General features: G+C 57.8%; 25 protein-coding genes and 2 tRNA genes. 11 read left to right on the top strand and 16 right to left on the bottom strand.

Going from position 1 to position 25746, the window contains the following annotated elements; all coding sequences use genetic code 11:
• Nucleotides 1-4: 4 nt before the first annotated feature.
• Nucleotides 5-565: a hypothetical protein gene (locus tag POR16_RS11465; RefSeq protein WP_005893010.1), complete on the top strand. Its 561-nt coding sequence runs from the start codon at nucleotides 5-7 to the stop codon at nucleotides 563-565.
• Between the two features lie 103 nt (nucleotides 566-668).
• Here the strand turns inward: POR16_RS11465 and POR16_RS11470 are convergent, their stop codons facing one another.
• Nucleotides 669-851: a hypothetical protein gene (locus tag POR16_RS11470; protein WP_005893008.1), complete on the bottom strand. Its 183-nt coding sequence runs from the start codon at nucleotides 849-851 to the stop codon at nucleotides 669-671.
• Nucleotides 852-1023: 172 nt separating this feature from the next.
• On the bottom strand, nucleotides 1024-1389 hold the full coding sequence (locus tag POR16_RS11475) for a hypothetical protein (protein ID WP_005893007.1): 366 nt from the start codon (nucleotides 1387-1389) through the stop codon (nucleotides 1024-1026).
• 200 nt (nucleotides 1390-1589) lie between these two features.
• On the opposite strand from POR16_RS11475, the gene POR16_RS11480 reads away from it, so the two are divergent.
• Nucleotides 1590-2405: a shikimate 5-dehydrogenase gene (locus tag POR16_RS11480; RefSeq protein ID WP_005893006.1), complete on the top strand. Its 816-nt coding sequence runs from the start codon at nucleotides 1590-1592 to the stop codon at nucleotides 2403-2405.
• 33 nt (nucleotides 2406-2438) lie between these two features.
• On the opposite strand, the gene POR16_RS11485 is transcribed toward POR16_RS11480, so the two are convergent.
• Nucleotides 2439-3101, bottom strand: coding sequence for a YceH family protein (locus tag POR16_RS11485; protein ID WP_005893005.1), 663 nt, complete (start codon nucleotides 3099-3101; stop codon nucleotides 2439-2441).
• A 153-nt stretch (nucleotides 3102-3254) separates the two neighbouring features.
• On the opposite strand from POR16_RS11485, the gene POR16_RS11490 reads away from it, so the two are divergent.
• Nucleotides 3255-3764 carry a DUF1993 domain-containing protein gene (locus POR16_RS11490; RefSeq protein WP_005893004.1) on the top strand — a complete coding sequence of 170 codons (510 nt, stop codon included), beginning with the start codon at nucleotides 3255-3257 and terminating at the stop codon, nucleotides 3762-3764.
• A 259-nt stretch (nucleotides 3765-4023) separates the two neighbouring features.
• A complete protein-coding gene (locus tag POR16_RS11495; protein ID WP_024670591.1) occupies nucleotides 4024-5178 on the top strand; it encodes an MFS transporter in 1155 nt (384 codons plus the stop codon).
• Here the strand turns inward: POR16_RS11495 and nhaR are convergent.
• Nucleotides 5175-6077 carry a transcriptional activator NhaR gene (gene nhaR / locus POR16_RS11500; RefSeq protein WP_005893002.1) on the bottom strand — a complete coding sequence of 301 codons (903 nt, stop codon included), beginning with the start codon at nucleotides 6075-6077 and terminating at the stop codon, nucleotides 5175-5177. The two genes, POR16_RS11495 and nhaR, sit on opposite strands and share 4 nt — an antisense overlap.
• A gap of 132 nt (nucleotides 6078-6209) precedes the next feature.
• On the opposite strand from nhaR, the gene POR16_RS11505 reads away from it, so the two are divergent.
• On the top strand, nucleotides 6210-6452 hold the full coding sequence (locus POR16_RS11505) for a hypothetical protein (protein WP_005893001.1): 243 nt from the start codon (nucleotides 6210-6212) through the stop codon (nucleotides 6450-6452).
• 34 nt (nucleotides 6453-6486) lie between these two features.
• Complete coding sequence (locus POR16_RS11510; RefSeq protein ID WP_005893000.1) at nucleotides 6487-7242, top strand: TerC family protein; 756 nt, start codon at nucleotides 6487-6489, stop codon at nucleotides 7240-7242.
• Between the two features lie 101 nt (nucleotides 7243-7343).
• Here the strand turns inward: POR16_RS11510 and POR16_RS11515 are convergent, their stop codons facing one another.
• Nucleotides 7344-7523 (bottom strand): hypothetical protein, encoded by a 180-nt coding sequence (locus POR16_RS11515; protein ID WP_005892999.1) that lies wholly within the window; start codon nucleotides 7521-7523, stop codon nucleotides 7344-7346.
• A 219-nt stretch (nucleotides 7524-7742) separates the two neighbouring features.
• Between POR16_RS11515 and POR16_RS11520 the strand changes: the two genes are divergently transcribed.
• Nucleotides 7743-8438 carry a peptidase C39 family protein gene (locus tag POR16_RS11520; protein ID WP_005892998.1) on the top strand — a complete coding sequence of 232 codons (696 nt, stop codon included), beginning with the start codon at nucleotides 7743-7745 and terminating at the stop codon, nucleotides 8436-8438.
• Nucleotides 8439-8488: 50 nt separating this feature from the next.
• Here POR16_RS11520 and POR16_RS11525 read toward each other — a convergent pair whose 3' ends face one another.
• Nucleotides 8489-9772, bottom strand: a complete 1284-nt coding sequence (locus POR16_RS11525) for an NAD(P)/FAD-dependent oxidoreductase (protein ID WP_005892997.1) — start codon at nucleotides 9770-9772, stop codon at nucleotides 8489-8491.
• Nucleotides 9773-9954: 182 nt separating this feature from the next.
• Here POR16_RS11525 and POR16_RS11530 point away from each other — a divergent pair.
• Both POR16_RS11530 and POR16_RS11535 read left to right on the top strand, forming a co-directional pair.
• A tRNA-Val gene (locus POR16_RS11530) sits at nucleotides 9955-10031 on the top strand.
• 167 nt (nucleotides 10032-10198) lie between these two features.
• Nucleotides 10199-10275: transfer RNA gene (locus tag POR16_RS11535), tRNA-Val, on the top strand.
• A 143-nt stretch (nucleotides 10276-10418) separates the two neighbouring features.
• Here POR16_RS11535 and POR16_RS11540 read toward each other — a convergent pair.
• From POR16_RS11540 to POR16_RS11550, 3 genes are all read right to left on the bottom strand, one after another.
• A complete protein-coding gene (locus POR16_RS11540; RefSeq protein WP_005892996.1) occupies nucleotides 10419-11480 on the bottom strand; it encodes an SDR family oxidoreductase in 1062 nt (353 codons plus the stop codon).
• A 124-nt stretch (nucleotides 11481-11604) separates the two neighbouring features.
• Nucleotides 11605-11967: an NUDIX hydrolase gene (locus POR16_RS11545; protein WP_005892995.1), complete on the bottom strand. Its 363-nt coding sequence runs from the start codon at nucleotides 11965-11967 to the stop codon at nucleotides 11605-11607.
• Between the two features lie 314 nt (nucleotides 11968-12281).
• The gene (locus tag POR16_RS11550) at nucleotides 12282-13346 is read right to left on the bottom strand and encodes an NAD(P)-dependent alcohol dehydrogenase (RefSeq protein WP_005892993.1); all 1065 of its coding nucleotides are present in this window, start codon (nucleotides 13344-13346) and stop codon (nucleotides 12282-12284) included.
• 269 nt (nucleotides 13347-13615) lie between these two features.
• Between POR16_RS11550 and POR16_RS11555 the strand changes: the two genes are divergently transcribed.
• Nucleotides 13616-16495: a bifunctional diguanylate cyclase/phosphodiesterase gene (locus POR16_RS11555; RefSeq protein WP_005892991.1), complete on the top strand. Its 2880-nt coding sequence runs from the start codon at nucleotides 13616-13618 to the stop codon at nucleotides 16493-16495.
• A gap of 179 nt (nucleotides 16496-16674) precedes the next feature.
• Entirely contained in the window at nucleotides 16675-17229 is a 555-nt protein-coding gene (locus tag POR16_RS11560) for a hypothetical protein (RefSeq protein ID WP_005892989.1), read from the top strand.
• A gap of 214 nt (nucleotides 17230-17443) precedes the next feature.
• Here the strand turns inward: POR16_RS11560 and POR16_RS11565 are convergent, their stop codons facing one another.
• The 7 genes from POR16_RS11565 to POR16_RS11595 all read right to left on the bottom strand — a co-directional run bounded on the left by POR16_RS11565 (nucleotide 17444) and on the right by POR16_RS11595 (nucleotide 25610).
• On the bottom strand, nucleotides 17444-18382 hold the full coding sequence (locus POR16_RS11565; protein ID WP_005892987.1) for a carbohydrate kinase family protein: 939 nt from the start codon (nucleotides 18380-18382) through the stop codon (nucleotides 17444-17446).
• A 26-nt stretch (nucleotides 18383-18408) separates the two neighbouring features.
• Nucleotides 18409-19890, bottom strand: a complete 1482-nt coding sequence (gene xylB, locus POR16_RS11570) for a xylulokinase (RefSeq protein WP_005892986.1) — start codon at nucleotides 19888-19890, stop codon at nucleotides 18409-18411.
• A gap of 10 nt (nucleotides 19891-19900) precedes the next feature.
• Nucleotides 19901-21382 (bottom strand): mannitol dehydrogenase family protein, encoded by a 1482-nt coding sequence (locus tag POR16_RS11575; protein WP_005892985.1) that lies wholly within the window; start codon nucleotides 21380-21382, stop codon nucleotides 19901-19903.
• 17 nt (nucleotides 21383-21399) lie between these two features.
• Nucleotides 21400-22506 carry an ABC transporter ATP-binding protein gene (locus tag POR16_RS11580; RefSeq protein WP_005892984.1) on the bottom strand — a complete coding sequence of 369 codons (1107 nt, stop codon included), beginning with the start codon at nucleotides 22504-22506 and terminating at the stop codon, nucleotides 21400-21402.
• Nucleotides 22507-22537: 31 nt separating this feature from the next.
• Entirely contained in the window at nucleotides 22538-23371 is an 834-nt protein-coding gene (locus tag POR16_RS11585) for a carbohydrate ABC transporter permease (RefSeq protein ID WP_005892983.1), read from the bottom strand.
• 10 nt (nucleotides 23372-23381) lie between these two features.
• On the bottom strand, nucleotides 23382-24314 hold the full coding sequence (locus tag POR16_RS11590) for a carbohydrate ABC transporter permease (protein WP_024671462.1): 933 nt from the start codon (nucleotides 24312-24314) through the stop codon (nucleotides 23382-23384).
• 87 nt (nucleotides 24315-24401) lie between these two features.
• Nucleotides 24402-25610 (bottom strand): ABC transporter substrate-binding protein, encoded by a 1209-nt coding sequence (locus POR16_RS11595; RefSeq protein ID WP_371906707.1) that lies wholly within the window; start codon nucleotides 25608-25610, stop codon nucleotides 24402-24404.
• Between the last annotated feature and the right edge of the window lie 136 nt (nucleotides 25611-25746).

Genomic DNA, 25746 nt, shown 5'->3' on the forward strand with positions numbered 1-25746 from the left:
TGTAATGCTCAAGGGGTTTATCGGCAGGGATTATCTGGTACTGGTAATCATTGCCTCGCTGGTTGTTGTGCTGTTGCTGGGTGCAGGGTTTACCTCACGGCCGTCCGACTGGGCTGGCTGGATGCAGGCCATCGGCCTCATAGTCGGGTTGATGGTTGCCATCGCGGTCCCGGCCATCCAGCGCAAGCAGGACGCAGAGTTGGCCCACAAGCAGTTGCGTGATCGCGAAGTGGGCTATGCGCGCCGCATGCAATATCTGTGTGGCGAGTTGAGCGAACTGCAGGGCCGTATCAGCCTTAACCTGGCTCACTTGCGTGCCAGCGACCGGCACAGTCTGAAATTTACCTTGCAGGACTACTTGCACCGCCTGTTCGAGTCTCACAAGCAAGACCTCAGTGACGACCGTGTGGTGCTGGCATATGAATTGCGGCAGGTGGCCAATGACCTGATCGACGAACTAGACAGCGGGCGCAACGACCGGGTGGTGTTCCTGGCACTGGAGAAGCGCCTGCAAAAGCTGACCCATCGCTGTCAGGTCAACGCGGCCATGGCCGAGCGCGTCTGAGAGGTTAATTGCAGGCGGGACGGCAAGACTGACAGCCATAAAAAAACCCGCCTAGAGAGGCGGGCAAGGGGATGTACAGGGCTACACACGAGTTTCTGAAAAATCAGCTGTTGAGGGGGCGGCACTGCATTTGCCTGGACAGCGCTTCTGCGACAGGCAGGGATGCGAGCGGGCCGCTGACCGGTTCGCCATCCTGAATCAGATACCAGCAGGCCAGCAGACCTCGTGCTCTGAGCGATTCAGGCACTGCGCTGCCGACGACGGACATGATGTTTACCTTGTTCATAACTGCCTCCTCAATCCATGTCGCTACTGTAGGGGGCGAGCAGGTCAGGTAGAAATCGACGCTCTCAATAGTGGTCATTGATGTCAACAACGGTTGGCTGCATTGCAACGGTAGGCAATGTTGTGCGCACATCAACGAAAAACCCGCCTGAAAAGGCGGGTTTTTTGTTCTGTTACCAGCGACCGCGTGGCGGGCCGTAGTAATAGCCCGGGCCTGGAGGTGGCGGTGGGCCATAGCGATGGTAGTAATAGCCTGGAGGCGGCGGTGGCGGGTAGCGCTCGACAACCTGATACACAGGCGCCGGCTGGTAGTAAACCGGCGGCGGTGCGTAGTAGACCGGCCGCTGCTGTACATAGACAGGCTCACGCTCTACGTAAACCGTCCTGTCATGGCTTGAAGATACCGCCGCCCCGACAACGGCAGCGCCTACGATAGCACCCACCACGGCAGGGCCACCCCAGCCACGGTCAGCATTCGCCTGGCCAGCAATGGCCAATGCACCTACAAACAAGGCAATTTTGGGGATTTGACGAATCATGACTGTTCCTCGCTCTCAACCCGTTGTCGCGCGCCTGCATCATTCTCAAGCACTGCCACGGGATAACACTATGACACCGAAATTGTAAGAATCTGCGAAAGCGCTGAGTAAATTTTATGTAAGGTGCGTTTCACTATTCATGGCTGCATAGCTTACGCTTTTGTCGAAGATTCAAGCCATTACCGTCTGGAGGAAACAGCATGCTTGTAACGGCTGACAGGGACACGCAGTTGTGTATGTCCATGGCCGCACGCCCGGGGAACTTCGGCGTTCGTTTTCACAATCACCTTTTCCAGCAGTTGGGTCTCAACTTCTATTACAAGACATTTTCGCCCAATGATCTGGCCGCAGCCGTGGCGGGTATACGTTCGCTGGGGATTCGCGGCAGTGCAGTGTCGATGCCGTTCAAGGAAGCCTGTATAGCGTTGGTCGATGAACTGGATGCCTCTGCCGCGGCCATCCAGTCGATCAATACCATTGTCAACACTGATGGGCACTTGAAGGCGTTCAATACCGATTACATCGCTGTTGCGCAGTTGATGGACAGCCATGCCGTACCGCGTAGCGAATTCGCTCTGCGTGGCAGTGGCGGCATGGCCAAGGCGGTCGCATTCGCGCTACGTGACGCCGGTTTCATCGACGGTCTGATTGTTGCGCGCAATGAGAGTGCAGGCAGAAGGCTGGCAGAAGCCTGTGGTTTCCGCTGGCAGGCACAATTGGGTGCAGCGCGTCCGCCTTTGCTGGTCAACGTCACCCCATTGGGGATGCAGGGGGCACAGTCTGCCGAATTGGCGTTTGAACAACAGGCCATTGATGCTGCAGAAACGATCTTCGATGTTGTGGCGACGCCGGCCGATACCCCGCTGATACGTGCCGCCCTTCAATCGGGCAAACGCGTCATCAGCGGTGACGAAGTGGCAGCGATCCAGGCGCTCGAGCAGTTTGTGCTTTACACCGGTGTTCGCCCTACAGATGAGCAGTATCAGCGAGCAGCGGCTTTTGCCAGAGCCGGCTGATGACACTCTGTCCGCAAGGGCAGGGCGTGCTGTCTACTCCAGCCTGGCCAAGCGTTCTTCAAGTGCGGCGACACGTGCTTCCAGCTCATCGATGCGCTGGTTTGCGGCAGGGCTGATCGTGCTGCGCTCTGGCGCTTGTTGCCGGGATGCAAGGAGCTCCTGCAGGTCGGAGGGGTCACCCATCAGGTGCATGTAGCGGTCCTCGCGCTGGCCTGACTGGCGAGGCACCAGAGTCGCCAGGCCTCTGGCGATCAAGCGTTCCAGTTGATGGACGACTTGCTCGCTGTCCTCGAAATCATGCATGCGGTTACTGCGAGTGAGCAGCTCGTTGACGGTTTGCGGACCGCGCAGCAGTAACAGACCGCTGAGGATAACCTGCGCGGGTACCAGTTCCAGGCCTTTGTCGACCCGGTGCTCCCAGCGATCAGCGCGGCTGCCCATCACCAACCGGGTCAGGCCACGGCCTTCCAGCGCACGCAGGCTTTGGCCAACCTGGCCCGGCGTCAGGTTCATCACCGGATCGCGGCTGGTTTTCTGGTTGCAGGCAATGACCAGAGCATTGAGGGTCAGCGGGTACGTTTCCGGATGGGTCGCCTGCTTCTCGATCAGGCAGCCAAGAATACGCACCTCTGTACTGTTCAGCTGCAACGCCTCGGCATCGGTGGAGGATTCGGTGGTGGAGGGTTCAATGGACATGACGCTTCCCTGAGTGATGGCGGGGGATCAGCGTAGGGTGTGGCAGGAATTATTGCCAGCACCTGCTGCAGGCATCTGCACGCACAGTGAAAGTGTCACGCTGTTTTGCGTCAGGACGGTCTATAATTGCGCCTTTCTCATTCAGGATACGTCATGTCTATTTCCCTGTACGCCGCTTCCATTCCTGTCTTTCAGCAAATGCTCAATGCGCTGAGCGACGTTCTGACCAAGGCTGAAGCCCACGCGACCGAGAAGAAGATCCAGTCACCCGCGTTGTTGCAGGCCCGACTGTTCCCGGACATGCTGCCGTTTACCCGCCAGGTGCAGATTGCCGTCGATTTCGCCAAGGGGGCCTCGGCTCGTCTGGCCGGTGTCGAGATCCCGCAATACGAAGACACCGAAACCACCTTCGAAGAGTTGCAGGCATTGCTGGCCAAGACCCTCGCCTTCATCGGCAGCATCACGCCCGAGCAGGTTGATGGAAAGGAAGGTATCGAGATCGTGCTGCGCCCAGGCACCGAAAAGGAAAAACGTCTTAACGGTCAGGCTTACTTGCTCAGCTATGCCTTGCCGCAGTTCTTTTTCCACGTCACCACCGCTTACAACCTGCTGCGCCACAATGGCGTCGAAATCGGCAAGCGTGATTTCATGGGCAAGTTTTAATCGTTCTTGTGTGAGTTGACCGGGCCCAAGTGCTGAAAGCCCGGAAGACTGGCCTGAGGTTACGCAGATTCCCACACGCTGCGCGCGTGGGCCTTTGACGCTTGCTTCAGGCCGAACGAGATGCAGTGCCATTAAAGCCAGCGCTTCGGTAAAGTCCGCCGTCGTGCCGGACGTACTGAGCGACATACGTTACATCCTGTTTTGAGTCCCCCCGCAGGCCCTGCTGTCCGGCAGCCTGTGTCGTTGTTCTGGAGTGTTCATGCTGTTGCCCATACTGCTGTTGTCAGCCGCCGGTTTTACCGTGCTGACCACAGAGTTCATTATTGTCGGTCTTTTACCTGCGGTCGCCCGTGACCTGGATGTCACGGTTTCTCAGGCCGGACTGCTGGTGACGCTGTTTGCGTTTACCGTTGCCGCCTTCGGGCCGTTTCTGACCGCGTATTTCTCGCGCTTCGAGCGCAAGCGTCTGTTTATCAGCATTCTGATCCTGTTCGGATTTTCCAATGCCCTGGCAGCGCTGGCGCCCGACATTGCCGTCATGGGCGTTGCGCGCCTGGTTCCCGCGCTGGGGCTGCCCGTATTCTGGGCGTTGGCCAGTGAGACCGCAGTGGACATCGTCGGCCCGGAATTCGCTGGACGAGCCATTGCGAAAATCGGTTTCGGGATCGTCTGTGCCACCGTATTCGGCATTCCCGTGGGCACCCTGATCTCTGATGCGTTCGGCTGGCGCAGCGCATTTTTCATGCTGGCGGGCCTGGCGTTTGCCAAGGCGCTGCTGCTGGCAGTTTATCTGCCACGAACCGCTGCGAAGAAAAACCCGGTTTCAATCCTCAAACAATTAGGCATTTTGCGCAGCCCGATGATGCAAGGTCACGTGTTGCTGTCGGTACTCGTATTCAGCGGCATGTTCACTGCTTATACCTATCTCGCGGACATGCTTGAACGTCTGGCCGGTTTTGATGGCAATCTGGTCGGCTGGTGCCTGATGGGGTTTGGCGCAGTCGGTCTGCTCGGCAACTCTCTGGGCGGGCGTATGGTCGACCGTCATCCGCTGATCGCCAGCCTGGTGTTTTGCGCCTTTATGGTGGTCAGCATGATCGCAGTGGTGCCCAGCATCCAGTCGGTGGTAGCGCTTGCCCTTGCGTTGGCGGTGTGGGGCATCACTCAGGCCGCGCTGTTTCTGGTCAGTCATGTACGTCTGATCAAGGCAGCGCCGGAGGCACCCGCGTTCGCGGCGTCGTTGAACATTGCAGGTGCCAACCTGGGCATCGGCATCGGTGCGGTAATCGGCGGCAGGGTCATTGATCACTTGGGGCTGGGCAGCGTCGGTTTCGCTGCCGCCGGCATCATCGTTCTGGCCATCGTGCTTGCACTGTTACTGATCAAGCATGATCGCGGTCCGCTCGCTGTTTAACCTGCGTCGGTAAACAGCTGGTTTCGAGCACTTTCGGCGATGGCGACAACGCCGGGGTGCTTGACCTTGCGCTCAACGGTGATGGCATAGAAGGACTCGGTCACGGCGTCGGTCTGGCCTATCACCTGTACCGCATACTGGCTCTGTACTTCAGCGGCGATCACACTCGGCGCGACGAAGATGCCGCTGCCGGACTTGCCGAAAGCTTTCATCAGCGCACTGTCATCGAACTCGCCGACAATACGCGGCTGAATCTTCTGCTCGGCAAACCAGCGCATCAGCCTGCCGCGCACCACCGTTTCCTGACCCGGAATCAACAACGGCGCGCCGTGCAGGCACTGCGGAAAGTCGTCGCCAACGCGTTCGGCCACTTCACGAGTCGCAAAGAAGCTGACCCCACACTCGCCCAGTTTGTGGCTGTAGCCCTTTATGTCCAGATGCGGCGGCATGGGGCTGTCCGAGATCACCAGGTCAAGGCGCTGAATCGCCAGGTCCGCCAGCAGCCGGTCCAGCTTGTCTTCCCGGCAGGTGATGCGGATGGATTCCTGCAGGTTCATGGTCGGTGAAATCAATCGATACACAATTGATTTGGGTACCACATCCGCAACGCCGATACGAAACAGCAGCTGTTGTTCATCCGGTTGCGAGCGCAGCAGGTTTTCCAGCTCATTGCCCAGTTGAAACATCTGTTCTGCATAGGGTAGGGCGAGTCGGCCAGCTTCGGTCATTTCCAGTTGTCGACCTACGCGCTGGAACAGGTCGACGCCCAGTGAAGCCTCCAGCAGGCTGATCTGTCCGCTGACGGTCTGAGCGGTCAGGTTCAACTGCTCGCAAGCGCGCACGATGCTTCCGGTTTTGGCCACCACCCAGAAATAGTGCAACTGACGGTAGTTGAGCATAAGAATCGCCGATTCGGTAAAACCGAAGTATACGCGTTATAAAATCGAATTTTCCTGATGTTTCAAGATGTCTAGAATGCGCCTCTAACGCCGGACCAGAAATATCGTCCGGCCTTGTCTGGTGAGGAATCCATGAATAAATCCATTTGTGCTGCATTTTTGAGCTGTTCGCTGGTGGTCATAGCGGGATGCGATCAGATAGAGTCGTCGACAAAGCAGATGCTTGATACCGCTGCAAATACGGCGAAACAAGCGGTAGACGATACTCACAAAGCCGCCACCCAGTTGCTTGACGAGGCCGAACAGGAACTTTCAGTACTCGAGCCGCTACCAGGCTCGGCTGAAAACGATAAAAAGTCCGATAAAGAAATCTAACGTGAAACTATTGGCTCAGGCAGGGCAGTGATCTATGGAATACCTATTGGAACTCGTGACAAGTCCGGCAGCCTGGATCGCCCTTGCGACACTGGTTGTGATGGAAGTCGTGCTGGGCATCGATAACCTGATCTTCATTTCGATCATCACCAACAAGCTCCCGGAACATCAGCGAGAAAAGGCCCGCAAGCTTGGCATCGGCATGGCGCTGGTCATGCGTCTGGGCCTGCTCAGCACTGTCGCCTATATCGTGCAACTGACAGAACCTGTGTTCGAGGTGTTCGGTAAGGCGTTCTCCTGGAAAGACATGATTCTGGTTGCCGGTGGCCTGTTCCTGGTCTGGAAGGCGACCACTGAGATTCACCACAGCATGGACGTCAAGACGGACGAAGAGAAAGCCCTGGGTTCGGTGGTGGCGTTGAGCATGGGCGCGGCGATCGTGCAGATCCTTATGCTGGACCTGGTGTTCTCTATCGACAGCATCATCACCGCTGTGGGCATGACCGAGCACTTGCCTATCATGATCATTGCGGTAGTGAGCGCCGTGGTGGTGATGCTGGTAGCTGCAAACCCGCTGGCCAAGTTCATCAATGACAACCCTACGGTAGTCATGCTGGCGCTGGGCTTCCTGATCATGATCGGTATGACGTTGATTGCCGAAGGGTTTGGTGCCCACGTACCGAAAGGTTATATCTACGCTGCCATGACGTTCTCGGCCGCCATTGAAGGGCTGAACATGCTGGTGCGCAGAGCAAGACGCCGAAAGGCTGCTCGTTTATCACATGGCTGATAGACGAACTGGCTGAAAAAAAAACGGTCGACCCAGGCAACTGAGTCGACCGTTTTGCGTTCGAGGCATCGTCTGCGTACGCCCTGGCATGGCGAGCGTGTTCAGCCAGCCACGGCAGATTGCCTTTTTACATGTTTTGTCAGATCGGGTTTCTGCACCAAGAGCGGCCTGCTGCTGCGTGGATGATGGCGACGCGAGATGCGCATTACCCCCCACAGCATGGCGCTCGACACAGCAAGCCACGAAGCGATCAGCATCACGATTGTCAGTTCCAGGCTCATAAGTGCCTCCACATCCTGCTTTTGCTACGGTCTTGATAACTGACATTCTAGTACGAAGCATGTTTCGGTTAGTTGACCAATGGCATCGGGCTATGACCGATTTAGTTGCGGACCGCTCAACGGGCCTCTGCACAACGCTATACCCGAGCCCCGGACGGCTCTATTATCCGAGCCTAGGTCGGGTCGCAGGTTGCCCGACATCAGTTGAAGTGAGTAAGCATGTTGTCGGATTCTTTAATTGACGGCGCCGCTGGCGCCAGACGTTCATGGCTGGTGCTGGCCTTGATCATCAGCCTTGCTGGTTGTTCATCCATGGTTACGACGCAGATGAAACGCCTGCCTGACCGTGTCGAACTGACGTCGGTGCCGTTCTTCCGGGGTAACGCGTACCAGAGCGGGCCAATGGTGCTGGCAAGCATGCTGGCCAATCAGCAGGTACAGACCACTCCCGGTCTGCTCGACAAACCACTGCAACTGCCCGGTGCCGAAGACCGGCTGGAGCAGAACATGCAGAAGGTCGCGAGGGAATATGGCTTCATGGTCTACCCGCTCGACAGCCAGTTGCAGGAGCTGCTGGCTCAGGTTTCGGCAGGCTACCCGGTCATGCTGCGTTTTGCGCAGGGTTCCGCGTTCTGGAAAGGGCCGCGTTATGCGGTGCTGATCGGCTACAACCGGATCAAGCAAACTGTCTTGCTGAACGCGGGAATGGACCGTCGTTACTCGATGAGCTTCAGCAGCTTTGTCTCAGCCTGGCAAGACGCAGGCGGTTGGGCGGTGCTGGTGCAAGCACCTCGCCAGTTGCCTGCGAATGTCGATCATCAACGATGGCTGCAGGCGGCCGACGCGCTGGCAAAGGCGGGTCAGGAGCAGGCGGCAGGCGAGGCCAGAAGAACGCTGGAGCGTGGCGTTAAATGAAATCAACAAAAACGGCATCTTGAAGGTGCCGTTGATCTGCCGGTTGCTGGTCAGAATCCCAGTCGATCACGCAGGCTGTAATACCACGCGCCCAATGCAGTGAGCGGCGTGCGCAGCATCTGGCCACCAGGGAAGGGGTAGTGGGGCAGGTCGGCGAATGCATCGAAACGCTCGGCCTGACCGCGCAGCGCCTCGGCCAGCACCTTGCCCGCCAGGTGGGTGTATGTCACGCCATGCCCGCTGCAACCCTGTGAGTAGTAGATATTTTCGCCGAGCCTTCCAACCTGCGGCAGGCGCGACAGGGTTAGCAGAAAGTTACCGGTCCAGGCGTAGTCGATCTTGACGTTCTTGAGTTGCGGGAACGCCTTGAGCATTTTCGGCCGGATAATCGCCTCGATATTGGCCGGATCTCTCGCGCCATAGACCACGCCACCGCCAAAAATCAAGCGCTTGTCGGCACTGAGTCGGTAGTAATCCAGCAGGTAATTGCAGTCCTCGACGCAGTAATCCTGCGGCAACAGGGTTTTAGCCAGCTCATCGCTCAACGGCTCGGTGGCAATGACCTGGGTGCCGCACGGCATCGATTTCGCAGCCAGCTCCGGGACCAGATTGCCCAGATAGGCATTGCCGGCGACGATAATGAACTTCGCCCGGACTTTGCCCTGCTCGGTATGGACCACCGGGCTGGCACCGCGCTCGATGCGGATTGCTGCAGATTGCTCGTAGATCGTACCGCCCAGCGTTTCAACGGCAGCAGCTTCACCCAACGCCAGATTAAGGGGGTGAATATGACCGCCGGTCATGTCCAGCAAACCACCAATGTACTGGTCGCAGGCCACCACCTCGTTGATCCGTCGCTTATCCATCAACTCGAGTTTGTTGTGGCCGTAGCGCTCCCACAATCGCTGCTGAGCTTCCAGATGCGCCAGTTGCTTGCTGGTGATGGCTGCAAACACGCCGCCATCCTTGAGGTCGCACTGAATGCCATAGCGCGAAACCCGGTCACGAATGATGGACGCGCCTTCAAAAGCCATTTGCCCCAACAGCTGCGCCTGGCGTGGGCCTACCGTACGTTCGATCACATCTATATCACGGCTGTAACTGTTGACGATCTGACCACCGTTACGCCCGGATGCGCCAAACCCGACCTTTGCTGCTTCGAGCACCGTCACCCGGAACCCGTTCTCCAGCAGGAACAGGGCGCTGGACAGGCCGGTGTAGCCGGCACCTATGACGCACACGTCGGTTTCGACCTCGCCTTGCAGGGCTGGGCGTTGCGGCGCAGCGTTGGCTGAAGCGGCGTAATAGGACTGGGGATAGGGCGTATTTGCCATCCTGATGCTCCGTTTAATATTCTTGACGATGGCGCTGATCGTACCCGAGATGCCAAGGCTCTGCCAGCGTCCGGCGAAAACAGTCGAGGCGCAGAATTTTGCAAAAAACGCTTTAATTCATAGGGTTAGGCAAAAAACAGGTTGACATATATGTCCATATCCGTAAAATTCCGCCCCACAGCAGGCACGTAGCTCAGTTGGTTAGAGCACCACCTTGACATGGTGGGGGTCGTTGGTTCGAGTCCAATCGCGCCTACCAAACAAAATCCGCTCTGCTGGGCGGTGAAAAAAGGGTCAACCGAAAGGTTGGCCCTTTTTTATGTTTTACGTTTGTTGACCAGGCTAAAAATTTTCAATTATTCAGAGAGTTACTGCAAAAAAGAATTTGACAGGTATTCGAATATCCGTAGAATGCCGACCCACAGCAGGCACGTAGCTCAGTTGGTTAGAGCACCACCTTGACATGGTGGGGGTCGTTGGTTCGAGTCCAATCGCGCCTACCAAACAAAATCCGCTCTGCTGGGCGGTAAAAAAAAGGGTCAACCGAGAGGTTGACCCTTTTTTTTGTGCGCTTTTTACGCTAAGCGATGGTGACTCCCATGCCAGCTGCTGGCAAGGGAGTCGTCAGACCAGCAGTCACCCTGTCTCAGGGAATAAGCCGGTCACTACGCAGTTTCTCGAAGACATTGAAAAACGCATCATCGCTTGCCTGGAACGCAGTGAAGCCCAGTTTGCGGCTTTTCGACATGTCTGTGACCACTTCGATCGGACGACCCAGGTCGGCGTCGGTGTGCCACGGTGAGATCAGTCGGTTGATATCCGCTTCCTTGAGCTGATGCTCACGGACGATGTCCGTCCATGCTGCCTGGTCATTGGCCATCTGGGTTTCCAGCGGGGCAGGCTGATTCGGGAAGGCTGCAGGCTCGATACCAAAGTATTCAGCGATCTGGCCCCACATCCAGCTCCAGCGAAATACATCCCCGTTGGTGATGTTGAAAGCCTGATTAGCTGCCGCCGGTGTCGTGGCAGCCCACAACTGCTGATGGGCCAGCTGACGCGCATCGGTCATGTCGGTCAGGCTGTCCCACTGCACGCGCGAGCCGGGGAACACAAATGGCCGGCCAGTGGCCTTGCAGATGGAAGCGTAGACAGCCAGTGTGGTCGCCATGTTCATGGCGTTGCCGACGGCGACGCCTGTCACGGTGTGTGGGCGATGCACGCTCCAGGTAAAGCCATCCTTCTCGGCAGCGGCAAAGACTTCGTCTTCCTGCGCGTAGTAGAAGTTTTCGATGTCCAGACGCGCCTGAGTTTCCCGGAACGGAGTTTGCGGCAGCGTGCCTTTACCGTAAGCCTCAAACGGGCCGAGGTAGTGCTTGAGCCCGGTGACCAGTGCCACGTGCTGCACACTGCCTGCAGGCCGGAGAGCATCCAGCACATTGCGCACCATGGCGGCGTTGACGCGGATATTTTCAGCTTCGGTGGCCTGACGCGACCAGGTGGTAATAAATACGTGAGTGGGCTTCAGATCTGCCAGCGCCGCGTTGACGGACTCGGGGTTTTGAAGGTCGGCGGAAACCGGAATTACGCCGGGTCGGGCCGATGGATTGCGGGAGAGCGTGGCTACCTGCCAATCATGTTCGAGCAACAATTGGGTGATTGCACTGCCGACAATGCCACTTGCGCCAACAACCAGGGCGGTCTGAGTCATGGGGATCTCCTGAGACGGGGGTGAAGTAAATGGACCGTCTGCTGCTTCAGAACAGCATCAGGCCCAGCGGTTCAACCCGATCAGTGCAGTTCCCTTTAATGCCGCCTGTCTTGCCTGGCAAGGCTCAGGCTTGCAGGGCGTATGATTTGACGATGGTCTTGGTAGCGCTGCTGGCTTTGAGGTCGCCAAGGTTTTTCGGCGCAAACCATTTGCAGGCGGAAATTTCGTTCTGCGGCGAGGGCTCGATGGAGCTGGGAACCTGCGTGACGAAGACATAGTGAGTGACTTTGTCTTTTTCATAGGCCGCAAGGTACAGCAGGTCGAGATTCTCAAGGCCGGTTTCCTCGCTCAATTCGCGTACCGCGGCTTGAACGGGTGTTTCTCCGGATTCGATCTTGCCACCAGGCAACGCCCATCTGGATTTCGGTTTGCGTACGTAAAGCACTTGGCCGTCACGTTTGCAGATGACTGTCGCGCGCTGTTTCATAATCCATTCACCTGTTAAACGTCCATTCACATCAATATCTGCAAGGACTCTGTGAACTTGAGACCCCATTGGGGCTAAGTTGTAGTCACTGAATTGTAATAAAAAGTTCATTGTTATCAGCTGTCCATCGCCGGGGAAGTTTCAGGACAGGCATAGGCGCCATCAAAACGGCGTGTGATCGCTGATATGTTTTCAGAGTATGGGACGTAAGTGTGAAGATGCGGTGCAGCAGTTCCTGTTGTGCGACGTACGGCGAAGTTTTTTTGCAGAAGTTGCCGTCCCTGGCACCCATTCTCCGTTCAAAAGGGCGACATTCAGGCAGCAGACGCTTCCTGTTTGAGGCTGGCCATATCAATGACGAATCGATACTTAACGTCACCTTTGAGCATCCGCTCATAAGCTTCGTTGATGTCCTGCATGGCAATCACTTCAATGTCCGAAACGATGCCGTGTTCGGCGCAGAAATCCAGCATCTCCTGGGTTTCCTGAATGCCGCCGATCAACGAGCCGGCCAGGCTGCGGCGCTTGAATATCAGATTGAAAACGGTGGGCGAGGGGTGCGGCTCAGCCGGTGCGCCCACCAGTGTCATGGTGCCGTCACGCTTGAGCAGTGACAGGAAGGCATCCAGATCGTGAGGCGCAGCGACTGTATTAAGAATGAAGTCCAGACGGTTGACCTGAGTTGCCATCTGCTCGGGATCTTTGGACACGATCACCTCATCGGCACCCAGGCGCAGGCCATCTTCGCGCTTGTCGGGGGATGTGGTGAAAAGTACGACATGGGCGCCCATCGCGTGTGCAATCTTCACACCCATATGGCCAAGGCCGCCAAGGCCAACGATACCCACTTTCATGCCCGGACCGACTTTCCAGTGGCGCAGCGGCGAATAGGTTGTAATGCCTGCGCACAATAAAGGCGCGACCGCTGCCAGATTGGCATCGTGCGACACGCGCAGAGCGAATTTTTCCTTGACCACGATCGTGTCGGAGTAACCACCAAAGGTGTTTTCGCCGCCAAATACCGGGCCGTTATAGGTACCGGTAAAACCGCTTTCGCAGTACTGCTCGTCACCTTCGGAACAGGATGCGCATTGCTGGCAGCTGTCGACCATACAGCCGACGCCGGCAATATCGCCGACTTTGAATTGCGTGACGCTGGCGCCGACCGCTGTCACCCGGCCGACGATTTCGTGACCGGGAACCGATGGATACAGCGTGTTGTGCCATTCATTACGGGCCGTATGCAGGTCCGAGTGACACACGCCGCAGTAGAGAATGTCGATCTGCACATCATCGGCGTCAGGAGCGCGGCGTTCGAACTGGTAGGGCTTGAGCGCTTCTTTTGCGGATTGCGCTGCATAGCTGTAGGTCTTGATCATCACTGTCACCTGTTCAGTAAGGGAATCGAGCGTGAGGCCGCTCGGGGCAGCGCAGCATCGTGTGCTTCAAGGCTGTTACGGGCTTCACATCACACTTGAATCTGACCGGTCCTGTTGCCGGATAGTGCCCGGCGTCACATACCCGCATGAGCGAATGAATGAGCTCTGCCAAAAAGGAATGAACTTTGCAACAATGTGGCAACACGCTTGTCACCTCTGGTCATGGTTTTCAAAAATGACTGCCGTCGGTTTATGCATCTGGTGCTTCAATGACTGTCTCAAATCTGGCCATAGAGTTGTGCCCGAGCGTTGTCTCCAATTGCGAAGAGGCGTCGAATGACAGCTCCGACGGCTCGGATGATGGCTCCATCGATGCGGTTCTGAACGCAGCGCGAGCGCACATGCCGGATATCGCCTGGGCGGCCTACGCAGCAGGTGAACTCAAATGCTTGCTGGGTCAGGGGGATGACGGCGTTGTATGGCCGGGGCATATCGCGCTAGAGGACTTCGATGCATTCTGTGATCAGTTGCAGCTTTACCGCCGCATCGCCGGTCAGGGGGAAGGCGCGCTGGGCTGGGTGCTGGCACCGATGGCCGAGAAAGATCATCCGCAACTTGTGGAACTGGCCAGCAGGCTGGGTGCGTTGTTGCAGACGGCGGCATTGATCAGGGCACAGAATACCCAGAAGACGCTTTATGAAATCAGCCTTCTGGCAAGCTCGCCGCTTGATCGTCGTGCCTTTCTGCAAGGTATCCATCAGCAACTGGGCACGCTGGTCGATGCCGAAAACTTTTACGTGGCGTTATACGACGCACAGTGCGGCAAGATCACCTACCCCTATTACATCGACCGTTTCGATGACGAAGCGATGGCCCCCGAGACGTTCGAGTTCATCGATCCTCAGCGGATCTCCCTGACCGGGTATGTCCTGAGTACAGGCCAGCCCTTGTTTCTTCATGCTTCGTGCATCGAACTGGCTGCAAATGAGGGCCGTTTTTTCTGCTACGGACGTCTCCCCGAGTTCTGGATGGGCGTTCCGCTGAAGAACGCCTCGGATGAAGTGTTCGGCATGGTGGCGATGCAGGTGTATGACGTGGCTCGTGTGTACAGCGCCCAGGACCGGGCACTGTTCGCGGTAGTCTCGCGCTATGTCGCCATGGCCCTGGAGCGTCTGCTGCGACGCAACGATCTGGAGCAGATGGTGGCACTGCGCACGCAGCAGCTCTGCGCAGCCAACGATGCGCTCAGGCAGGAAGTGAGAGACCGGGAGCGCGCCGAGCATTTGCAGAATGCGCTGTTCCAGATTGCCGAGCTTTCCAGTCAGCCTGGCGACATGAACGAGCTGTTCCACAGCCTGCACATGATCGTCGGTGAATTGCTGGTTGCACTGAATTTCTACATCGCGCTTTACGACAGCACCACAGGCGAGGTGACGTTTCCGTATTACATCGACGAATACCGACCTGTACCGCCTCGCTCCCGGCGCGGGCAGCGAGGCTTCACGGAGTATGTGATCGGTCAGCGGCGACCTTGCCTTATCGATTACCAGGATGCCCGCAGGCTCGAAAGCCTCGGAGAGATCGAAGTACAGAAGGACCCGACGCCCTCTTTTTCCTGGCTGGGCATCCCCTTGTTCGATGGCGATCAGGTGCGTGGTGTACTGGTGGTCCAGAGCTACTCGAAGGACGTCAGCTATACCCAGCGCGATCAGGAGCTTCTGACATTTGTATCCCGCCATATCGATACCGCATTGTCTCGCCGCAATGCGGCAGAAGCCATTCATACGGCTAATCTGCGCCTCGAAGCACGGGTGCGCGACAGGACCCGTGAGCTCGATCAGGCCAATGCCAGGCTGCAATATGAAAACGCCCACGACTCGTTGACCGGGCTGCCCAATCGCAGTCATCTGCAGTATCGCCTCAAGCAGGCCTGGCAGGAATTCTGCCTGAGCGGCCAGCAGTTGAGTGTCATGTTCATTGATCTGGATCGTTTCAAGATGATCAATGACAGTCTTGGTCATCACTGCGGTGACATTCTGCTGATTCAGGCGGCCGAGCGGTTGCGCAGTTGCATGCGCGAGGGTGATTTGCTCGCGCGGCTGGGCGGCGACGAGTTTGCGGTACTGAGCATCGATGCGCCGCTGCAGACCGGCATTGACATCGCGCAACGCATTCTCAGCGCGTTCGAACAGCCGTTCGTGATTGACGACCACACGGTTTTTTCTTCCTGCAGCATTGGCGTCGTGGGCGCCGACAGCCAGTTCCATCAAGAGCCGGCGGACCTTCTGCGCGATGCCGATACGGCCATGTATAGGGTCAAGAATGGCGGACGTGACAGCTTCGCGGTGTTCAATCAGGCACTGCGCCGAGAGGTTCTTGACCAGGTCGAGCAGGAAGGTGCACTGCGCACCGCGCTGAAATGCACGGATCAGTTGATCCCTTATTTTCAGCCAATTGTCTGCGTCAAAACCGGGCAATTGCGAGCGCTCGAGGCTTTGATTCGCTGGCGCACACCCGATGGCCAGATCATCGCGCCGGAGAGTTTTCTGCCTGCACTGGAGGGCCTGCGCCTGATCGGACGTCTCGACCTCTACATGCTCAAGCAGGTCATCACCATTCTGGCGCAGCCGGAAAACAGCCATTGGCCGCCTGTGCACGTGAACTGTTCCAGCTACAGCATCACCCGGCCGACCTTCTCGGCCGAAGTTCTGGCGATGCTTGCCGAGCACGGGGTAGCCCCTCGGCGTTTGTGTCTGGAGCTGACCGAGGGCGCTCTGGTAGCTGATCCGGATCAGGCACGGCTGTCGATGAAGCTGCTGGCAGAGCAGGGCATGTCGGTCATGCTGGATGATTTCGGTGCTGGTTTCTCGTCCCTCAGCTACGTGCATCAGTACCATTTCAGCGGTTTGAAAATCGACAAGTCGTTTATTTTCGGACTGGTTTCGAGCGTGCGCAGCCGGGCCATCGTCCGCGCTATCGTGCGCATGGCTGAATCCCTTGACCTGGCAGTGGTTGCCGAAGGCGTCGAAGACCTTGAAACCCTGGAGTTGCTACGCGAAATCGGCGCCGCGCAAGCCCAAGGCTACTACTTCTCTGCACCAATGCCCATCGGGCAACTGAAATTCGACGCGGTCGGCGAATCGGACTGACAACGTTGTTTTCCCGGCGAAGTCTTGCCGCAGTCGGCAAGTTACACTCGGTTTTTGACGGTCGGCGTGCTGTGTCTTCAAATCAAGATCAATGAAATCAAGCGGTTGATGGTTTATTGCACACTTGGCACTGGACTTGCTGTTGAACTTGCGCAGCATGTTCATCAAGAGGTGAAGAAATGATTATTGGCACTAGTGCGCTTGAGCAACTTGTTTCCCGAGCGGTCGTCGGGCGCAAGACCGTGGATGAGGTGTCCCAGGACGCTTTCAGCGCGGTTGCCTCCGCTGGCCTGAGTTCAGGTCCGGCACCGGTCGTTGCACAAGCCAGCGATACAGCATCGCAGGACAGCAAGCAGGACAACAATGGTTACAACGAATCCTTTGCCCGGATGATGATCAACCTGAAGTCTGCCGGTGATACGTCACTGTCGGAGAAGACGGGAGACCGCGATAACGGGTTCATCGGTTCAGTGGCCAACGCCGCCAGCGCCTCTGACACGGCATCGACGGATTCGGTACAACAGAAATTCATGGATTCTCTGAAGCAGACAGCCGAAGAGAAAGTGCGCGAGAAGCTGACGGGCGTCACCCAGAAAAACTACGACGCCATGACGCCACAGGACCAACTGGCCATCGACCAGAAAGTCCAGGACGCGCTCAAGGACAAGCAGAATGATGTTGCTGATGATATCAATACGCGCATCAGAGGTATCAAGGCCGGCATGGTGGCCTGACAGCCACTGAACTCAGTGGCTTGTCCGGCAGCTGTGATGGCCGTTTCGTAAGTAAGCTCACTCCCATAATCCGAGTGTCCAGTCTGTAAGGAGAGGGTTCTGGCCTTCTCGACTGGAATGCTCTGTCAATGTGGCAGTGAGCGTGCTCACCAAGACTATCGTCCATGCACCACAGCTGAAGCGGATGCATGGCGGTAGCGTTTAATAAGCCATTTCAACCCAACTGATGCCGATACGGCAGGTCCGGGCCTACTTTCGTGCAGGTCAGCGCGGCTGCACCGACGGCAAACTCCAGCATCTCGCCCAGCATTTCTCTAGACAGAGTCGCCAGACCCTCTGGCGTGTCCAGCTGTCTTTCGCTCAAAAATGTCAGCAGGGCGGCCTGGAAGGTGTCTCCGGCACCGACGGTATCGGCCGTCACCACGGTTTTGGCCGGTACCGACCAGGTGCCGTGCTGGCGGGTAAAGACGCTGGCGCCTTGAGTGCCGCGTGTGACGATCACCAGTTGCGTGCGCTTGCCAAGCCAGCCCTCGGCGATCTGCTGTGGGTCGCTTTCCGGATACAGCAGGTGTAAATCTTCGTCGCTTACCTTGATCAAGTGAGCGTGCTCGGCAAACAGGGCAATCTGGCTGCGCCAGCGCTGGATATCCGGCGCAGGGTTAAGACGTACGTTGGGGTCCAGGGAAATAAGGCGCGTAGAGCTTTCGCGAGCCACCAGTGCCAGCAATGTGTCGGCAATCGGCTGCACCACCAACGAGAACGAACCCACATGAATTGCGCGTATGTGTTCGTTCATTTCAGGCAAGTGTTCCATGCGCAACTGCCGGTCCGCACAACCGTCACCGCGGAAGCTGTAAGTGGGCGAGCCATCATTGCCCACTGCAACCATCGCCAGCGTAGTGGGCGAGTCGAAATCGACCAAATTGGCGGTGTCGACCGTTTCCTGCTCAAGCACCGCGCGCAGACGGCGGCCCAGGTAGTCGGTGGAGATCCCGGCAAAAAACGTTGCTTCCACGCCCAGACGGCGCAAGCCGATGGCAACGTTGAACGGTGAACCACCGGCTATCGCGTCAAACCCCAGCCTGTTGAGCGAGCTGCCGTCGTCAGCGCGGGTGAAAATATCGAACAGTGCTTCGCCGCAAACCAGAAACATAAGTGCTCCATGAAAAAGTACAGGGGTCAGATGTTACGTACTTGTGCCTGATAAGACTGGTAGACCTGCTGGTACGCGGCCACATTGCGCGCAACGGGGTGGGTCTCGCTGGCCTGATCAAGACTCACACAGCGCTCACATATCTGTCGCAGTTCCAGGGCCTTGCCGCTGGCCTTCGACCAGCACCAGGCGGCCTGGATCGCAGCACCCAGCGCCGCCGCTTCCGAGTGGTCGGTGCAGATCACCGGTGTGTCCATGATGTCTGCCACTATCTGACGCCATACGCCACTTTTCGAACCGCCGCCAATCAGGCGGATCTTTTCGCTGCGTATGCCGCTGTCGCGGAGCAGGTCCAGCCCGTAGCGAAGACCGAAGGTGGTGCCTTCGACCACCGCCCTGCACAGGTTGGCCTGGGTCAGGTTGGTACTGTCCAGCCCGACGATACTGCCAGTGGCGTCGGGCAGGGCAGGTACGCGTTCGCCGTTGAGAAAAGGCAATACCAGCACGCCTTCGGCGCCGATCGGGGCACTGGCGATTTTCTGGTTGAACTCAGTGATGCTCAGCGCGAACAGCTCGCGGAAGGCAGTTGTTGCGTTGGTGAGGTTCATGGTGCAGATCAATGGCAGCCAGCCGCCGGATGACGAACAGAACGTCGCGACAGATTGATGCTCACTGACCTGCGCCTGATCGGCATAGGCATACAGGGTGCCTGACGATCCTAGGCTCATGGTGATCAGCCCCGGCTGAATATTGCCGGTGCCGATTGCGCCCATCATGTTGTCGCCACCGCCACTGGAAACCAGCGCGTCCGGATTGAGCCCCAGCAATCGGGCGATCTCGGGGCGCAGGGTGCCAACCGGCTGATCAGCTTCGATCAGTGGCGGCAGAGCCTTGCCCAGACGCCCGCTCGGGTCGATATGGGCCAACAGTGGCAAGTCCCATTCACGCGTACGTACGTTGAAATAACCTGTGCCCGACGCATCGCCATATTCGGTACAGCTGCGCCCCGTCAACCAGTAGTTGAGGTAGTCGTGGGGCAGTAACACCTTGTCGATGCGCTCGAACACGTGCTGATGCTGCTCTTTGCTCCAGAGCAGCTTGGATACGGTGTAGCCCGGAGCAATCACCAGACCCAGACGGTCCTGCGAGCCTTGTGCTCCGCCCAGATAATCCAGCAGGCGCTGGTTTTCGGGAGCGGTTTCGGTGTCACACCATAATTTGGCCGGACGCAACACCTGCCCTTGATCATCAAGCAGCACCAGACCATGTTGTTGGCCGGACACACCGATGGCCTGAATCTGCTGCCCGGAAACATCGGCAAGGGCCAGTGCCTCGCGGACGGCCTGTTGCAGCGCATCCAGCCATTGCTGCACGTCCTGCTCGCGGCGGCCATTATGGTCGCTTATCAGGCTGTGTGGCGCCGAGCCTTCGCCCAGTACCTTGCCGCTTTCGGCATCAAGCACCAGCGCCTTGGTGCCTTGGGTGCCGCAGTCGATTCCAAGAAACATGGTGTGTCCCTCAGTGCCCTTTGGCGAGAAGTTTTTCCAGAGTGCCGCTGACACCCAGTTCGCGCAGATTATTGACGTTTTGCTCGAACGCCGCCACGAATTCGGCCGATTGAGGAATGGCCAGACCGAATATTTCTTCAACGCTCAACAAGCGCTGGGTGATCAGGGCGTCGTCAGCGACCAGCGCCTGACAGAACTCGGCGCGCGGATCGGGAATCCGGTAAACCGCCCCATTTTCGTCAACACCCTTCAGATACAGCGCCCACGCAGCTACCACCAGCGAAGCACGTTCAAGGTTGCCTTGGTCGACGATCAGGCGATTGATCGTGGGGATGGTGAATTTGGGGAATTTCGACGAGCCGTCCGAGCAGACCCGCTCCAGTTGGTCGGCAATGGCCTGATTGGAAAAACGCTCGATCAGCGTGTCTTTGTAGCCTTCCAGATCGATGCCGGGCACCGAGGCCAGCTGTGGCGTGACGTCCAGGTCCATATAGGCGCGAATGTAGCGGACGAACAGCGGGTCGTTCATGGTTTCGTGGACGAAACGATAGCCTTTCAGAAAGCCCAGATAGGTCAGGGCGAGATGGCTGCCATTGAGCAGCTTGATCTTCATTTCCTCATAAGGCGTCACGTCATCGGTGAACTGCACGCCGACTTTTTCCCAGGCCGGGCGACCGTTGACGAACTTGTCTTCCAGTACCCACTGCACGAACGGTTCACAGACCACGGGCCAGGCATCGTCGATGTGCTTCTCGTCGGCCAGCTGCAGCCGGTGTGCCGCACTGGTCATGGGCGTGATGCGATCAACCATCGCGTTGGGGAAACTTACGTTTGCAGCGATCCAGTCATGCAGATCGGCATCGCGCAACGCGGCAAAGGCCAGCAGTGCCTTGCGGGCCACCGCGCCGTTATGCGGCAGGTTATCGCAGGACATCAGGGTGAAGGCCGGCGTGCCTTCGGCGCGGCGGCGTGCCAGCGCGGCACAGAGAAAACCGAAAACCGTCGCCGGTTGCTCCGGGTTCGCCAGATCATGCTGAATCTGCGGCAGGTGGGCCATGAACTGACCGTTGCTGTCGTCGATGCAATAACCGCCTTCGGTGATTGTCAGCGAGACGATGCGGATGTCCGGGCTGGTCAGCTTGTCGATCAGCGCCTGCGGGCTGTCTTCGGCCAGCAGCATGCCGCTGATCGAGGCAATGATGCGGGTTTTGGTGTCCGGCGTGTCGCCCAGCTCATAGAGCGTGTACAGGTAGTCCTGCTCCGCCAGTGCGTCCCGAACGGCTTTGTCTTCGGGGCGCAGGCCCACGCCACAGATACCCCAGTCCAAACCTTCGCCGCTGTTCATCAGGGCATCGGTATAAAACGCCTGATGCGCCCGATGAAAACCGCCGACGCCGATGTGGGCGATCCCTTGACGGGTGTTCTCCACGGCATAGTCAGGCAGGGCGATGTCTGCATCGAGTCGCGACAGATTGTTCTTGTTCAGTTTCATGAAAGGCTCTCCGGAACTCAGGCGGCGGCAGTCTGCAGGGCCTTGGCAATGACCAGGCCCTGAGCGTCGAACAGGTGGCAATGGGCGCTGTCCAGGTGCAGGTTCAGCGTTTCGCCGTACTGGCTTGCCAGATCACCGCGAATACGCAGGGTCAACGGCTCGCCGGAATGGGTGCGCACGTGGCAATAAGTATCACTGCCGAGACGTTCGCTGACATCGGCGATGACCTGCAGCTGGCAATCGCCGTTCTGGGCCAGGTTCAGGTGTTCCGGACGAATACCCAGGGTGACTGGCGCGCCGACACTCTGGCCTGTGGCATTGACCGGCAGGTTGATACGGGTGCCGGCGTCGAGTTCTACCTCGCAGCTGGCGCTGTCGACACGGCTGATCTTGCCTTTGAGGAAGCCCATCTTCGGCGTGCCGAGAAAACCGGCGACGAACAGGTTGGCCGGGTGGTGATACAGCTCCAGAGGCGAGCCGACCTGCTCGACCTTGCCGCCATTGAGCACCACCACTTTGTCTGCCAGTGTCATGGCTTCGACCTGATCGTGCGTGACGTAGATCATCGTGGCCTGCAATTCCTTGTGCAGGCGCGACAATTCGAGGCGGGTCTGTACACGCAGCGCGGCGTCGAGGTTGGACAGTGGCTCGTCGAACAGGAAGATCTTTGGGTTGCGCACGATGGCCCGCCCGATGGCGACGCGCTGACGTTGTCCGCCTGACAGTTGCTTGGGTTTGCGCTCCAGTAATGGGCCGAGCTCGAGAATGCGTGCGGCCTCATCAACCTTCTTCTTGATCTCGGCCTTGTCGCCGCCGGCAAGGTCCAGCGCGAACGACAGGTTCTTGCCGACGGTCATGTGCGGGTACAGCGCGTAGGTCTGGAACACCATCGCCAGGTCGCGCTTGGCCGGGGTGACCTGGGTGATATCGCGGCCATCGAGTTCGATGGTGCCGGAGGTGACCTCTTCAAGCCCGGCGATGAGCCGCAGCAGGGTGGATTTGCCACAGCCCGACGGCCCGACGAAGACGACGAATTCGCGGTCCTTCACGTCCAGATCGATACCCTTGATGATCTGGTGACCGTCAAAGCCTTTTTGCAGGTTTCGGATGCTCAGGTTAGCCATTTTGGACTCCTTTTTATTCTTTGGGTCGGGGCTATTTGACAGCGCCGAACGACAGGCCGCGAACCAGTTGTTTTTGACTGATCCAGCCGAAAATCAGGATGGGAGCACACGCCAGGGTCGACACCGCCGAAAGCTTGGCCCAGAACAGCCCTTCAGGACTGGAGTAGGAGGCGATCAGTGCGGTAAGCGGCGCAGCGGCAGACGAGGTGAGGTTCAGCGACCAGAACGCCTCGTTCCAGCACAGGATCAGTGAAAGCAGCGCGGTGGATGCCAGACCGCCCTTGCAGATCGGCATCAGCACGCGAAAGATTTCCTGGCGGGTGCTGGCGCCGTCCAGCCTTGAGGCTTCGAGAATTTCGCCGGGTATGTCCTTGAAATAGGTGTAGATCATCCAGACCACAATCGGCAGGTTGATCAGCGTGTAGATAATGATCAGCGCCAGGCGGGAGTCCAGCAGGCCGAAGGTCTTGGCCAGCAGGTAGATCGGCATCAGCACGCCCACAGGCGGCAGCATCTTGGTCGAGAGCATCCAAAGCAGGGTGCTTTTAGTGCGTTTGGTCTCGAAAAACGCCATCGAGTAGGCTGCCGGGATGGCGATCAGCATCGCCAGGGCAGTGGCACTGAACGAGATCAGTACCGAGTTCCAGGCGAAGTGGAAATAATCGCTGCGCTCCTGAATGTGCAGGTAGTTTTCCAGGGTCGGGGTAAAGAACAGCTGCGGCGGCGTCGCGAAGGCGTCGATCTCGGTCTTGAAACTGGTCAGAACCATCCAGAAGATCGGAAAGAACACCAGCGCGGCGATTAGCCAGGACAGGGTTCCAAGCAACAGGCTTTGCAGGCGGCGGGACTGTTTGAGAGTCATCATGGCAAGGTCCTCATGACTTGTCGGTGAGGTTTTTGCCGATCATCCGGATCAGGATGATCGCCGCTATGTTGGCAATGACGACGGCAATCAAACCGCCCGCCGAGGCCATGCCGACGTCGAATTGCAGCAGTGCCTGGATATAGATCAGGTACGCCAGGTTGGTCGAGGCAAAGCCCGGCCCGCCGTTGGTGGTAGTGAAGATTTCGGCGAACACCGAGAGCAGGAAAATCGTTTCGATCATCACCACCACCGCAATCGGACGAGCCAGATGCGGCAGGGTCAGGTGCCAGAAGATCGCAAGCGGGCCGGCACCGTCCAGACGCGCTGCTTCTTTTTGCTCCTGGTCCAGCGACTGCATGGCAGTCATCAGGATGAGGATCGCGAACGGCAGCCACTGCCAGGACACAATGATGATGATCGACAGCATCGGGTAGTGGGCGAACCAGTCAATAGGTTGCGCGCCGAAGAACTTCCACACGGCCGCAAGTACCCCGGAAACCGGGTGGAAAATCAGGTTTTTCCAGATCAGCGCACTGACTGTCGGCATGATAAAGAAAGGCGAGATAAGCAGTACGCGGACGATACCTCTGCCGAAAAACTCGCTGGCTTCGAGCAAGGCCGAGATCAGCACGCCGAGGATCACACTGATCGCCAGCACGCTGCCGACCAGCAGCAGGGTATTGCCTGCACCCGGGAGGAAACCGCTGTCAGTCACAAAATATTGAAAGTTTTCCAGCCCGACGAATTCGTTTTCGCCGGGTGATAAAAGGTTGTAACGGATCAGCGAGAAGTAGATGGTCATGCCCAGCGGCACAATCATCCATACCAGCAGTAGCGCTACCGAAGGGCTGACCAGAAACCAGCCCGGTTTGAATCGACGGTTTTTGATCGGGGGCTGAGCGCCGGACACGTCCGTGCGTTCAGGGGAGGCTGAGGTAGTCATTGGGAGCTCCGAACCGGATTGCACCAGAGGGGTTGCGCAGTTGAGCCTCAGGGTGAACGCGTTGGCATTCACCCTGAGGCAAGGCGATTACTTCTTCGGGTAACCGGCTCGTTTCATGTCCCGCTCGGTGGCGGTCTGCGCATTTTTCAACGCCTGGTCCACTGTCGACTGACCGATCAGCGCGGCAGAGAATTGCTGGCCGACACTGGTGCCGATTGCCTGGAACTCAGGAATGGTCACCAACTGGATGCCGACGTAAGGCACAGATTTGAGCGTCGGTGACTTGGGGTCAGCTGCTTTCAGCGATTCCAGGGTGATGTTGGCAAACGGCGCGGCTTTTTTGTATTCGTCAGTGTAGGTCGAGGCTCGGGTGCCTGGCGGTACATTGGACACGCCGTCGGTGTCGGCAACCAGCTTGGCGTACTCTTTCGATGTTGCCCACTGAGTGAATGTCTTCGCGTCATCGGTATTTTTGGCGCTGGTCGGGATCGCCAGAGACCACGAGTACAGCCATGCCGAGCCCTTGTCGGTGACTTCGTGAGGTGCATAGGTGAAGCCAACGTCGTCGGCTACCTTGCTTTGCTTCTTGTCGGTCACGAACGAACCGGCAACGCTGGCATCGACCCAGATTGCACATTTGCCGCTGTTGAACAGCGCGAGGTTTTCGTTGAAGCCGTTGCTCGAGGCGCCCGGCGGGCCAGATTGTTTCATGGTGTTGACGTAGAAGTTCAGAGCGTCCTTCCATTCCGGTTGGTCGAACTGCGGTTTCCACTGCTCATCAAACCAGCGCGCGCCGTAAGCGTTGCCCAGAGTAGTGATCAGCGCCATGTTCTCGCCCCAGCCAGCCTTGCCACGCAGGCAGAGGCCATACTGCTCCTTGGATTTGTCGGTCAGCTTGCCGGCAAACTCGGCAATCTGGGTCCAGGTCGGGCGCTCAGGCATGGTCAGGCCTGCGGCTTTGAACAGGTCCTTGCGGTAGTAGGTGATCGACGCTTCGGCGTAGAACGGCAGTGCGAACAGTTTGCCGTCCACTGACAGGCCGTCGCGCACTGACGGGAAGACATCGTCCAGCGCATAGCTGGCAGGCAGGTCTTTCATTTCCTGCAGCCAGCCTTTCTGCCCCCAGAGTGAGGCTTCGTACATACCGATGGTCAACACATCGAACTGGCCGCCTTTGGTGGCGATGTCTGTGGTCAGACGCTGACGCAGCACGTTTTCTTCAAGTACCACCCACTTGAGCTTGATATCCGGATGGGCCTTTTCGAATTCGCCGGACAGGCGTTGCATGCGGATCATGTCGCTGTTGTTGACGGTAGCGATGGTCACTTCACCGGCCGTGGCGCCGCCGCTGAACACAAAGCAGGTGCTGAGGACGGAACTGGCGAGCAGAAGTTTTGCTGGGGTCTTCATTGATCACTCCTCTTCCACGCTC

It is taken from the genome of Pseudomonas coronafaciens pv. oryzae str. 1_6 (genome assembly GCF_000156995.2).
GTDB classification, from domain to species: domain Bacteria; phylum Pseudomonadota; class Gammaproteobacteria; order Pseudomonadales; family Pseudomonadaceae; genus Aquipseudomonas; species Aquipseudomonas tremae.

Excerpts from the sequence above, each read along its gene's own strand:
- POR16_RS11465 (WP_005893010.1), top strand. The coding sequence starts at position 5 with ATGCTCAAGGGGTTTATCGGCAGGGATTATCTGGTACTGGTAATCATT.
- POR16_RS11585 (WP_005892983.1), bottom strand. The coding sequence starts at position 23,371 with ATGATGACTCTCAAACAGTCCCGCCGCCTGCAAAGCCTGTTGCTTGGA.
- POR16_RS11485 (WP_005893005.1), bottom strand. The coding sequence starts at position 3,101 with ATGTCCATTGAACCCTCCACCACCGAATCCTCCACCGATGCCGAGGCG.
- POR16_RS11520 (WP_005892998.1), top strand. The coding sequence starts at position 7,743 with ATGTTGTCGGATTCTTTAATTGACGGCGCCGCTGGCGCCAGACGTTCA.
- POR16_RS11470 (WP_005893008.1), bottom strand. The coding sequence starts at position 851 with ATGAACAAGGTAAACATCATGTCCGTCGTCGGCAGCGCAGTGCCTGAA.
- POR16_RS11545 (WP_005892995.1), bottom strand. The coding sequence starts at position 11,967 with ATGAAACAGCGCGCGACAGTCATCTGCAAACGTGACGGCCAAGTGCTT.
- POR16_RS11590 (WP_024671462.1), bottom strand. The coding sequence starts at position 24,314 with ATGACTACCTCAGCCTCCCCTGAACGCACGGACGTGTCCGGCGCTCAG.
- xylB (WP_005892986.1), bottom strand. The coding sequence starts at position 19,890 with ATGTTTCTTGGAATCGACTGCGGCACCCAAGGCACCAAGGCGCTGGTG.
- POR16_RS11595 (WP_371906707.1), bottom strand. The coding sequence starts at position 25,610 with ATGATCCGCATGCAACGCCTGTCCGGCGAATTCGAAAAGGCCCATCCG.
- POR16_RS11555 (WP_005892991.1), top strand. The coding sequence starts at position 13,616 with ATGACTGTCTCAAATCTGGCCATAGAGTTGTGCCCGAGCGTTGTCTCC.
- POR16_RS11505 (WP_005893001.1), top strand. The coding sequence starts at position 6,210 with ATGAATAAATCCATTTGTGCTGCATTTTTGAGCTGTTCGCTGGTGGTC.
- POR16_RS11565 (WP_005892987.1), bottom strand. The coding sequence starts at position 18,382 with ATGTTTCTGGTTTGCGGCGAAGCACTGTTCGATATTTTCACCCGCGCT.
- POR16_RS11475 (WP_005893007.1), bottom strand. The coding sequence starts at position 1,389 with ATGATTCGTCAAATCCCCAAAATTGCCTTGTTTGTAGGTGCATTGGCC.
- POR16_RS11490 (WP_005893004.1), top strand. The coding sequence starts at position 3,255 with ATGTCTATTTCCCTGTACGCCGCTTCCATTCCTGTCTTTCAGCAAATG.
- POR16_RS11495 (WP_024670591.1), top strand. The coding sequence starts at position 4,024 with ATGCTGTTGCCCATACTGCTGTTGTCAGCCGCCGGTTTTACCGTGCTG.
- POR16_RS11580 (WP_005892984.1), bottom strand. The coding sequence starts at position 22,506 with ATGGCTAACCTGAGCATCCGAAACCTGCAAAAAGGCTTTGACGGTCAC.
- nhaR (WP_005893002.1), bottom strand. The coding sequence starts at position 6,077 with ATGCTCAACTACCGTCAGTTGCACTATTTCTGGGTGGTGGCCAAAACC.
- POR16_RS11575 (WP_005892985.1), bottom strand. The coding sequence starts at position 21,382 with ATGAAACTGAACAAGAACAATCTGTCGCGACTCGATGCAGACATCGCC.
- POR16_RS11510 (WP_005893000.1), top strand. The coding sequence starts at position 6,487 with ATGGAATACCTATTGGAACTCGTGACAAGTCCGGCAGCCTGGATCGCC.
- POR16_RS11540 (WP_005892996.1), bottom strand. The coding sequence starts at position 11,480 with ATGACTCAGACCGCCCTGGTTGTTGGCGCAAGTGGCATTGTCGGCAGT.
- POR16_RS11560 (WP_005892989.1), top strand. The coding sequence starts at position 16,675 with ATGATTATTGGCACTAGTGCGCTTGAGCAACTTGTTTCCCGAGCGGTC.
- POR16_RS11525 (WP_005892997.1), bottom strand. The coding sequence starts at position 9,772 with ATGGCAAATACGCCCTATCCCCAGTCCTATTACGCCGCTTCAGCCAAC.
- POR16_RS11480 (WP_005893006.1), top strand. The coding sequence starts at position 1,590 with ATGCTTGTAACGGCTGACAGGGACACGCAGTTGTGTATGTCCATGGCC.
- POR16_RS11550 (WP_005892993.1), bottom strand. The coding sequence starts at position 13,346 with ATGATCAAGACCTACAGCTATGCAGCGCAATCCGCAAAAGAAGCGCTC.
- POR16_RS11515 (WP_005892999.1), bottom strand. The coding sequence starts at position 7,523 with ATGAGCCTGGAACTGACAATCGTGATGCTGATCGCTTCGTGGCTTGCT.